The organism is Glycomyces sp. NPDC049804, from assembly GCF_040674615.1.
Lineage (GTDB): Bacteria > Actinomycetota > Actinomycetes > Mycobacteriales > Micromonosporaceae > Glycomyces > Glycomyces niveus.
In genome coordinates, this window is record NZ_JBFAMQ010000028.1 from 22,299 (window position 1) to 31,159 (window position 8,861).

General features: G+C 70.0%; 9 protein-coding genes and 1 pseudogene. 4 read left to right on the forward strand and 6 right to left on the reverse strand.

The window, feature by feature from the left end:
* Nucleotides 1-28 precede the first annotated feature (28 nt).
* Genes AB0K52_RS24900 through AB0K52_RS24910 form a run of 3 tightly spaced genes read right to left on the reverse strand, consistent with a single transcriptional unit; the run spans nt 29 to nt 2,942 of the window.
* Nucleotides 29-1,090 (reverse strand): Gfo/Idh/MocA family oxidoreductase, encoded by a 1,062-nt coding sequence (locus AB0K52_RS24900; RefSeq protein WP_363536988.1) that lies wholly within the window; start codon nt 1,088-1,090, stop codon nt 29-31.
* The gene (locus AB0K52_RS24905; protein WP_363536990.1) at nt 1,087-1,815 is read right to left on the reverse strand and encodes a cupin domain-containing protein; all 729 of its coding nucleotides are present in this window, start codon (nt 1,813-1,815) and stop codon (nt 1,087-1,089) included. Before AB0K52_RS24905 ends, AB0K52_RS24900 begins: the two co-directional genes overlap by 4 nt.
* Nucleotides 1,812-2,942: a Gfo/Idh/MocA family oxidoreductase gene (locus tag AB0K52_RS24910; protein ID WP_363536993.1), complete on the reverse strand. Its 1,131-nt coding sequence runs from the start codon at nt 2,940-2,942 to the stop codon at nt 1,812-1,814. Before AB0K52_RS24910 ends, AB0K52_RS24905 begins: the two co-directional genes overlap by 4 nt.
* Before the next feature lie 111 nt (nt 2,943-3,053).
* Here AB0K52_RS24910 and AB0K52_RS24915 point away from each other — a divergent pair, with 111 nt between their 5' ends.
* Nucleotides 3,054-4,031 (forward strand): LacI family DNA-binding transcriptional regulator, encoded by a 978-nt coding sequence (locus tag AB0K52_RS24915; protein ID WP_363536996.1) that lies wholly within the window; start codon nt 3,054-3,056, stop codon nt 4,029-4,031.
* Between the two features lie 15 nt (nt 4,032-4,046).
* Here AB0K52_RS24915 and AB0K52_RS24920 read toward each other — a convergent pair whose 3' ends face one another.
* The 3 genes from AB0K52_RS24920 to AB0K52_RS24930 all read right to left on the reverse strand — a co-directional run bounded on the left by AB0K52_RS24920 (nt 4,047) and on the right by AB0K52_RS24930 (nt 6,611).
* On the reverse strand, nt 4,047-4,424 hold the full coding sequence (locus tag AB0K52_RS24920; RefSeq protein WP_363536998.1) for a SitI3 family protein: 378 nt from the start codon (nt 4,422-4,424) through the stop codon (nt 4,047-4,049).
* Nucleotides 4,425-5,139: 715 nt separating this feature from the next.
* Nucleotides 5,140-6,246, reverse strand: coding sequence for an alpha/beta hydrolase (locus tag AB0K52_RS24925; RefSeq protein WP_363537001.1), 1,107 nt, complete (start codon nt 6,244-6,246; stop codon nt 5,140-5,142).
* On the reverse strand, nt 6,243-6,611 hold the full coding sequence (locus AB0K52_RS24930) for a DUF6069 family protein (protein WP_363537004.1): 369 nt from the start codon (nt 6,609-6,611) through the stop codon (nt 6,243-6,245). The genes AB0K52_RS24925 and AB0K52_RS24930 overlap by 4 nt, the downstream gene beginning before the upstream one ends.
* A 132-nt stretch (nt 6,612-6,743) precedes the next feature.
* Here AB0K52_RS24930 and AB0K52_RS24935 point away from each other — a divergent pair, with 132 nt between their 5' ends.
* From AB0K52_RS24935 to AB0K52_RS24945, 3 genes and pseudogenes are all read left to right on the forward strand, one after another.
* A complete protein-coding gene (locus AB0K52_RS24935) occupies nt 6,744-7,853 on the forward strand; it encodes a histidine kinase (protein WP_363537007.1) in 1,110 nt (369 codons plus the stop codon).
* Nucleotides 7,841-8,494: a response regulator transcription factor gene (locus AB0K52_RS24940; RefSeq protein ID WP_363537010.1), complete on the forward strand. Its 654-nt coding sequence runs from the start codon at nt 7,841-7,843 to the stop codon at nt 8,492-8,494. The genes AB0K52_RS24935 and AB0K52_RS24940 overlap by 13 nt, the downstream gene beginning before the upstream one ends.
* A 288-nt stretch (nt 8,495-8,782) precedes the next feature.
* Nucleotides 8,783-8,861: pseudogene (locus tag AB0K52_RS24945) on the forward strand (peptide-methionine (S)-S-oxide reductase); the annotation flags it as partial.

An 8,861-nucleotide genomic window follows, 5' to 3' on the forward strand; every position in this document is an offset into this window, starting at 1 on the left:
CCACATCGTTGTGGTCTTTCGTCGCTCCTTACGGCGCGACGACGACGGCGTCGGCTTGGGCGCGGAGGCTGAGTTCGGCTGCTTTGAGCGCGTGCTCCTGAGTCATGGCGGTCTCGGTGCCGTCGATGCAGTCACGGATGAGCCGCCCGAAGTAGGGGAAGCCGGTCATGCCGTTGGCGTTGAACCGGTACTGGCCGTCCTGATTCACCAGGAGCACTTGGCCGGAGCCGTTGTCAGTGCCGATGTCGATGTATTTGCGCTGCTCGATGTAGCCTTCGGTGCCGAGCAGGAGGGTGCGGCCGTCGCCGAAGACTCCGAGGCCTTCGGGAGTGAACCAGTCGACGCGCACGTACCCGGTAGCGCCGTTGTCGAGGATGACGTGGGCGTCGCCGAAGTCCTGCAGGCCGGGGGTCTCGGAGTGGGCGTAGTTCGCGACGGTCGCGGTGGAGACGCGCCCGTCGGTCGCGCCCGAGTAGTACAGCATCTGCTCGAAGTTGTGGCTGCCGATGTCGCAGAGGATGCCGCCGTACTGGGCGGGGTCGTAGAACCAGTCGGGCCGGCCGCCGCCGATGCGGTGCGGGCCGAAGCATACGACCTGCAGGACCTTGCCGATCGCACCGCGCTCGACGAGTTGGCCGGCGAGGATCGCGGCCTCGGTGTGGATGCGCTCGCCGTAGTAGACCGCGTACTTGCGCCCGGTGCGCCCGGTCGCCTCGCGCACGGCCTTGAGCTGCTCGAAAGTGGTGAGCGGCGCTTTGTCGACGAAGGCGTCCTTGCCGGCTTCGATGGCGCGCAAGCCGATCGGGGCCCGCTCGGAGGGGATCGCGGCCGAGGCGACGAGGCGCACCTCGGGGTCGTCGAGGATCTCCTGCTCGGAGGAGGCGACGCGCGCGGTCGGGTACTTCGCCGCGAACTGCGCGGCCTTCTCGGGGTCGCGATCGTACACGTGGGTGACGGTGGCGCCGGCGCCGATGAGACCCTCGGTCATGCCGTAGATGTGGCCGTGGTCGAGGCCGACTGCCGCGAAGGCGAACTCGCCCGGTTCGACGACAGGCTGCGGGAGGGGGTCGAACGTGTACGGGTGGCTCACTGGGACTCCTTGTCATCGGTGACGTCGTAGGTGCGCAGGCGCCCGCACATGCCGAATCGGCGTTCGCCTTCGGAGGGGATCGCCTGCTGCACGCGGGCTTCGGCGAGGTGCGCGAGGTCGCCGTCGGCGACCGCCCGGGTCAGCGCGAGCGATCGCTCGGCCTGCGCGAGGGGGCGTTCGCGTACGAGACGGTCCCAGTCGGAGGCGCGGCCGGCGACGAGCGCGCCCGCCGCAGCGTAGAACGCCTCAAGGGGTCTCCGGTCCCCCGCCGCGACCGCGTCGCGCAGTCTCTCGAAGCCGGTGACGGCGAGGTCGCGGCGCCGGGCCGCGCGCTCGGCACGACCGTACGAATCGCCCAGAGCGGCGGTTTCGGCGTACGCGTCGGGGTCGGCGACGATCTCGGCCGGGAAGGTCATGACGGCGTCACCCGCTTCGGGCAGGCCCGCGTTGCTCATGAGCACCACGACCTTGAGGCCGCCGCGGTTCACGGCCCGATGGATCGTGCCCGGCGTGAACCACACGACCGAGCCCGCTTCGAGCGGCGTCTCCTGGAAGCCCTTGCCGTCGATCGTCTGGAGCGCACCGCGACCCTCGGTGACGACGTACGCCTCGGTGGAGACGAGGTGCATGTGAGGGCTGCCGCCGCAGAGACCGTCGGGCGCGGCGCCGTCGTAGACCTCCAAATGGGACAGTGAGGTGCCGCCGGGGAACGATGCGGCACTCACGACGCGGCCTCCGCAAGGGACCGCTGCTTCTCGTAGAAGCGCGGCGCGCGCTCGACGAGCCGCCCGGCCCGGTAGTACGGGTCGTCGGATCGCAGCGGCAGCTGTACGAACTCGCGCTCGATGCCGGCCTTGTAGATCGCGGTGACGACCTCGATCGCCGCGCGGCCGTCCCGCCCGTCGGCGATCGGCGCCCGCCCGTCGCGGATCGCGGCGAGGAGGTCCCCGATCTGCCCTTGGTGCCCGTGGTGCTGCAGCGGCTCGTGCCGCGCGACCACCGCCTCGACGGCGGCGACCGTTTCGGGGTCGCCCCCCGGCTCGGGGAACCCGCCGCCGCCGGATCGCTCGGCGGCGACCTTCCACGGCTGGGAGATCCGGGCCTTCTCACCTTGGACGACGATTTCCTGTTCCTCGCCGTGGTGCACCACCGAGCTCGTCAGCTGCGCCAGGCCCCGCTCGTACCGGAACACCGCGACGGAGAGGTCCTCGACCTCGCTGTTGTCGTGCTGCGCGTTCGCGAGCATCGCCGTGATCTCGGTCGGGCTCCCCATGAGCCACAGCAGCAGGTCGATGTGGTGGATCGCGTGGTTGAGGGTGCAGCCGCCGCCCTCCTTCTCCCAGGTGCCGCGCCACCACAGGTCGTAGTACGGCAGGCCCCGCCACCACGCCGAATCGACCCGCACGTGCGAGACGGAGCCGATGACCCCCGAGTCGACGACGGCCTTGAGGGCCGCGAGGTCGTCGCGGAAGCGGTTCTGCGCCACCACCGACAGCAGCTTCCCCGAGCGCTCCTGCGCCGCGAGCATCGCGTCGCATTCCTCGAGCGAGGGCGCCATCGGCTTCTCCACCAGCACATGCGCGCCTGCGTCGAGCGCGGCGACCGCGAGCGCCGCGTGCGTCGACGGCGGGGTCGCGATGCTCACCAGGTCGAGACGGGCCTCCGCGATCATCCGCAGGGGGTCGTCGTAGCCGACCGCGTCCGCCAGCCCGAACTCGGCGGCTCGCTCCGCCGCCTTGCCGGGCACCACGTCGGCGAGCGCGACGACCGCGCACTCGTCAGGGAACGCGAGGTACCCCGCGATATGCGCGCCGGCGATACCGCCGGTGCCGATGATGCCGATCCTGAGCATGGTTCCCAACCGTTTCTACTACGTATTACTAAGACGTAGTAGGTAGTATGAGCACCGCGCAACCGCTCGGTCAAGACCTCCGCGCGGGATTCTCAAGATGAAGGACGCAGTATGGGGAAACGGCCGACCAGCCACGACGTCGCTCGACTCGCGGGGGTCTCGCAATCGACCGTCTCGTTCGTGTTCACCGGGCGCGACGGAATCTCGACCGCGACCAAGGAGAAGGTGATGCGTGCGGCCGCCGAACTCAACTACCGCCCCAACCTCGCCGCCCGCTCCATGCGCACCCAGCGGACCGGACGCGTCGCGGTCGTCATCCCCTTCCCCGGGCTGAACCTCGGCTCACTCCTCGAAGGCGCGGTGGCCGCCGCGCGCAAGGTCGGCTACTCGGTCGAGGTCGTCAACCTCTCCGACTCCCCCGACCAGGAGGTCGAGTCCCTGCTGGGCTCATTCGAATACGAGGGCGTGCTCTCCTTCTCGCCCCTGCCGGCCCCCCGGCTCCCGGCCGCGGCGCCCGCCTTCCTCGCGCTCACCGAATTCGACGAGGAGATGCACGCGACCGGCGCGTTCAGCGACGCGCGCCCCCTCGTGGCGATCATGGAGCACCTCGCTGAACTCGGCCACCGACGGTTCCTGCACATCGCCGGATCCGCCGACTTCCCGTCGGCCGTCGCCCGCCGCGAGGCCTACCTCGCCACCGTCGAACGCCTCGGCCTCGACTCACTCGGCGTCGTTGGCGGCAATTGGAGCGGCGTCCACGCGGGGCAATGCGTCGCCGCGCTGGCGGACGACGCGCCCCCGCTGGCGATCATCGCCGCGAACGACGTACTCGCCGCCGGCGCCATCCGGGCCGCCGTCACCCGCGGATGGTCGGTTCCCGGGGACGTGAGCGTCACGGGCTGGGACGACATGCCGCTGAGCCTCCACTTCATGCCGTCAGTGACGACGGTCTCCCAGGACCGGCGACGGCTCGGCGACTACTCGATGCGCCGCCTGATCGCCGCGATCCGCGGCCTCCCCGCGCCTGAGCCCGAGCCCGACCTGCAGAAGGTCATATGGCGCGAGTCGGTCGCCCCACCCCGCAACTGACGGCGGACCAGCCTTTCAGCGCCACACGAGCCGTTGCACGAAGCTCTCTTCACCTTGGAGGGTGAAGGTGCCCTTGGCCTCCGGGAAATCCTCGAAGAAGCGGACCGCCGTCCCCACCATGTCAGCGAATACGCGGGCGTCCGCCGCTTCGGTCAAGAACTTGGACGGGTGGAAGATGATCTTCAGCGTCTCAGCGACGCCACCAAGCAGTTCGCTCATCTCCAGGGCATGGTCAGTTGCTGCACGGAGGGCCCCGACGCGCAGCTCGTTGCTGCGAGCGACGGCATCCGGGTCGTTGTACCGACGATCGCAGGCGAGGTGGTCCGCTACGCAGTCCAGTGCTTCCTGCTCGGTAAGCACTGGCGAGACCGTCAGGTCGTAGTCGATCGCCATTCCGCTAAGCCTTCGATTCCCAGGAGTCGAAACCCGCACGGGCCAAGACCTCAGCCGACTCGTTCTCCTTCCCCAAGCTGCGCTGCTTCGTGTCCTTGCCCTTGATCGCCGCTGGCCGTCCACCGGGATGTCGGTTCGTGTCGGGAACGAGGCACGGGAGTGTCACATCAGCATGCCCGGAGCAGCTTGCACCGCTGACGAGGAAGCGGACCCCGCCAAGATGCTCGACGCCGACGGCGCATTCGTTGCGGCGCCGCCGCGGCTGCCGGTTGAGCGGAGGGCTTCGACGGCCGCCTGAATCTGCTCGACCGCCCCCCTCGAGACCGGCGATCATGGCCTGCTGGCTTTCGACCTCGCCGATGATGGCTCTCGTCTGCGCCGCTCGCGTACCGCGGCCACCGCGGCGGCGAGGCATCGACGAGGACACGATGACTCCGTAGGCGGCTTCGGGATTCAGGGGACGACTCGCCGTGGGCCTAGCGGGCCATGCGGCATCCGCGCGTCTCGCCAAAGGTCGCAGTCAGGATATCGAGACAAGCGAACTACAAGCGAGAGCCGACTACGACGAAGCCCCAGACCGGGGACTTCGTCTCTGGCCTGAACGGTCGACCAATGAATTGATGTTCATAACCGTGCTTCACATTTGTTGTGTCACAATGCATCTCACTTAGCGCTTGTCGGTGATGATCGGAACCGGCACCGTTTTCTCCAGGTCTCAGCGCTCCTCCCTCGCTGTGTCGACGGCCCTGGTCGCGAAGGCCTCGACCGCGTTGATCACGGCTTCGAAGCGCGGCGAGTGGAACAGGTCGAAGCCGTGCTGTGCGCCGGGGAGTTCGGCGTAGGCCACGCGCTGCGTCGAGACCGCTTGCAGCCCTTCGGCGAAGCGGCGGGCTCCTGCGACCGGTACGACGGTGTCGTAGCTGCCGTGGACGATGAGGAACGGCGGGGCATCGGCATTGGCGTGGGTGAGGGGGTCGCCGTCCGGGCCGCCATCGAAGTACGCGCCGTAGTAGCCGCCCAAGCCCACGATCCCGGATACGGACGTGTCGGCGTCCTCGAAGCCCGGCTGGAACCGGGCCTGGCCGGACGTGAGCGCCGCCAGCGCCGACATGTGCGCGCCCGCCGAGGAGCCGGAGAGGACGATACGGTCGGGGTCCATGCCCCATTCGCGGGCGTTGGCGCGGACCCAGGCGACGGCCCGTTTGGCGTCGATCAGGTGGGCTTCGAAGCCCTCCTCGTGGCCCAGTCGGTAGTTGGCGCTGATGGTGACCCAGCCCTGTTCGGCGAGGCGGTGGAGCAGCGGCAGGGACTGCGAGTTCTTGTGGCCGGTCGTGTAGTAGCCACCGTGGAAATGGATCAGGACCGGTGCGTTGACCGGCGTGGAGCGGTGGCGGTAGAGGTCGAGGAGGTTGCGGACGCCGTGCGGGCCGTAGGAGAGGTTCGCGACCCGCTCGATCGAACGGGGCCTGAACCTGAACGGCCGCAGCAGGATGCGGGCCCAGGGCAGGCGCGGTGAGACGCGCACGTCCCCCATGGCGCGCATCAGGACGGGCATGGCCCGCAGGCTGCGCCAGGTCGTGATGGTCAGGCAGGCCATGGCGATCGCGGCCGCGACGAGCGTGATGGGCGAGTCGAGGTCGCCGTCGGCGAGGGCGAGGGCGGTGCTGGCCGCGAAGGCGGCCGAAGCGAGGAACGGCAGTTCGAGGATGGCGATGCTCGCGATGAAGCATGCAGTGCCGAGTGCGAACGGCATACGCGGCAGCCGGATCACGGGGATCGACAGGATGAGCAGGGCGATGAGGTAACCCCAGGGAAGGTTCATCGCCGCACCAGCCCGGTGACGAGGATGCCGCCGGTGACGACGTGCATGCCCATGAGGACGAGCATCGCCGCGGTCGTGGCGGCGGCGAGAGGGCCAGTCAGCGAGAAGGCGAGCACCGCGGCGGCGATGATCGACCAGATCAGACCGGCTCGGGCAGTGAACCTCTCGAGAACAGCGAGGAGCCCCCAGGCGGCGGAGCCGACGATGAGGCAGGCGAGGACGATCAAGACGGGCCCCACGGTGAGCGGGGTGCCGGCCTGGTCGACGGTGAGGTCGATGTCGGCGATCGCGGCCGCGGCCCAGAGGACCAAGGCGGCGACGGGAGCGGCGAGAACGGTGCCGAGGCGGCGAGTGCGCTGTTTCATGTCGACCAGTCTGCTTGGGGGCGAAGGGGTCCCACATCGGCCGCGGAGCCGCGCCTCCCCCTGCCGGGGAAGGGGCCGCCTCCTACTTTCGGAGGTGACGGCCCGGGCCGGTCCGCGACTAGCATTCTGCCCGTGGAACGCCGAAAACCCCGCCCCGCCGAAGTGACGTCCCTCGTCGGCGGCGTGTCCGTGCTGACCGCGCTGTCGCTGTGGTCACGTACCGACCTGGGGCCCTTGGACTTCGCGGTCGCGGTGCTCTGCGTCGGGGCAGCGTTCGCGCAGGTCTGGCGGCCCGCCACTGGAGCGTTGGCGGCCACAGCGCTGGCCGTGCTCTCTCCGGTCGCCACTCCTGCGGCGACCATCGGAGCGCTCCAGACGTCCTGGCGAGGACGGTTCCGCACGGCCGCCGCCGTGGCGGCCGCCGGGGTCGCGGCGCACCTCCTCCAATGGGTGCGGCACCCGAATCCGGCGCTCGGCTTCGACTGGTGGGCGATCCTCGTCGTCGCCGTCTACGCCGCGCTCCTCGGTTGGGGCGCCCTCGCGAACGCCCGCCGCAGGCTCCTCATCTCCCTGCATGAGCGGGCCGAGCGGGCCGAGGCCGAGCAGGGCCGCCGCGTCGCCGAGGCCCGAGCTGCCGAGCGCCAGGCGCTCGCCCGCGACATGCACGACGTGCTCGCGAACCGGCTCTCGCTGGTCGCCACGCACGCGGGCGCACTCGAATTCCGGCCCGACGCCCCGCCCGAGAAGGTAGCCATGGCCGCCGGAGTCGTCCGAGACGGCGTGCACCGGGCCCTCGACGAGCTCCGCCAGGTGATCGGCCTGCTCCGCGAGGAAGACGACACCGCAGGCGGACCGGTGACCGCGGCGGACCTGGAACGACTCATCGACGAGTCAAGGGTCGCAGGCCAAGCAGTCGAGGCCCGCAACGACCTCGCCGTCGAGATCCTGCCGCCTGCCCTCGGCCGCACCGCGTTCCGAGTCCTCCAAGAAGGCCTGACGAACGCCCGCAAGCACGCTCCCGGCCACCCCGTCGACCTCGCCCTGACCGGTTCGGCGGGCGCCGAACTGGTCATCGAACTCGCGAACCCGATTCCCGCGCAACGCGAAGCCCCGCTCGTCCCGGGCAGCGGCCTGGGCCTGGTCGGGCTCACCGAACGGGTCCGCCTCGCGGGCGGCCGACTCGATCACGAACAAAGCGACGGCCGATTCCGCTTGCGGGCCCGGCTACCATGGCCCGCATGATCCGCTTGCTCCTCGTCGACGACGACGCCCTGGTCCGCGCCGGGTTGTCCATGATGCTCGACGGGACCGGCGACATCACGGTGGTCGCCGAAGCGGGCGACGGCCGCGAAGCCGTCACGGCCGCCGACGCCCACTCCCCCGACGTCGTCCTCATGGACCTCCAGATGCCGCACGTCGACGGCATCACCGCCACCCGGCAGCTCCGGTCCCTCCCGAACGCGCCCGAGGTCATCGTCCTGACCACATTCGACACCGACGAGCACATCGTCCACGCGCTCCGCGCCGGCGCAAGCGGCTTCCTCCTCAAGGACACCCCGCCCGCCGACATCGCCGCCGCCGTGGCCCGCGTCGCCGCCGGGAACCCCATGCTTTCCCCCGGCGTCATGCGCCGCCTCATGGACCGCACCGTCACCCACACCGATGCCTACGAACGCGCCCGCTCCGCCCTCGCGGCCCTGACCCCGCGCGAGCACGACGTGGCGGTCGCGATCGCCAACGGCCGCTCGAACGCCGAGATCGCCACCGCGCTCCTGATGAGCGTCACCACCGTCAAGTCGCACGTCTCGAGCATCCTCACCAAGCTCGGCCTCGACAACCGCACCCAGATCGCCCTCCTGGCCCACGACGCCGACCTCGTCTGAACTCGGGACGCAAAGAAATGCCGCTGGATGATCTTGCGGCCTTCCGAGCTGCGGTCCTGCAGGGACTCGAACCGCACGCCTTGCACGGTCCGCGCGACCCGGAAGCATTCGATGGGTAGGAGGAAGCGGCCGTCGGCGCCGGCCCCCAAGTCTGAACTGATCGCCGTACCGCGCCCCGGGGTCGCTGGGACAGCGGTCACAGGGGCCGTTTTCGGGGTGCGGGACCAAATCCGGTCCCGGAGGCGTTGTGCCCAGTGACGAGACCACCAGCACGAAGGAGCAACCGTCATGACCAGCGGCATCACCGACACCGGCGCGATCACCAGCAACCCCGGCACCGAGACGGCCGTCCTCGCCGGCGGCTGCT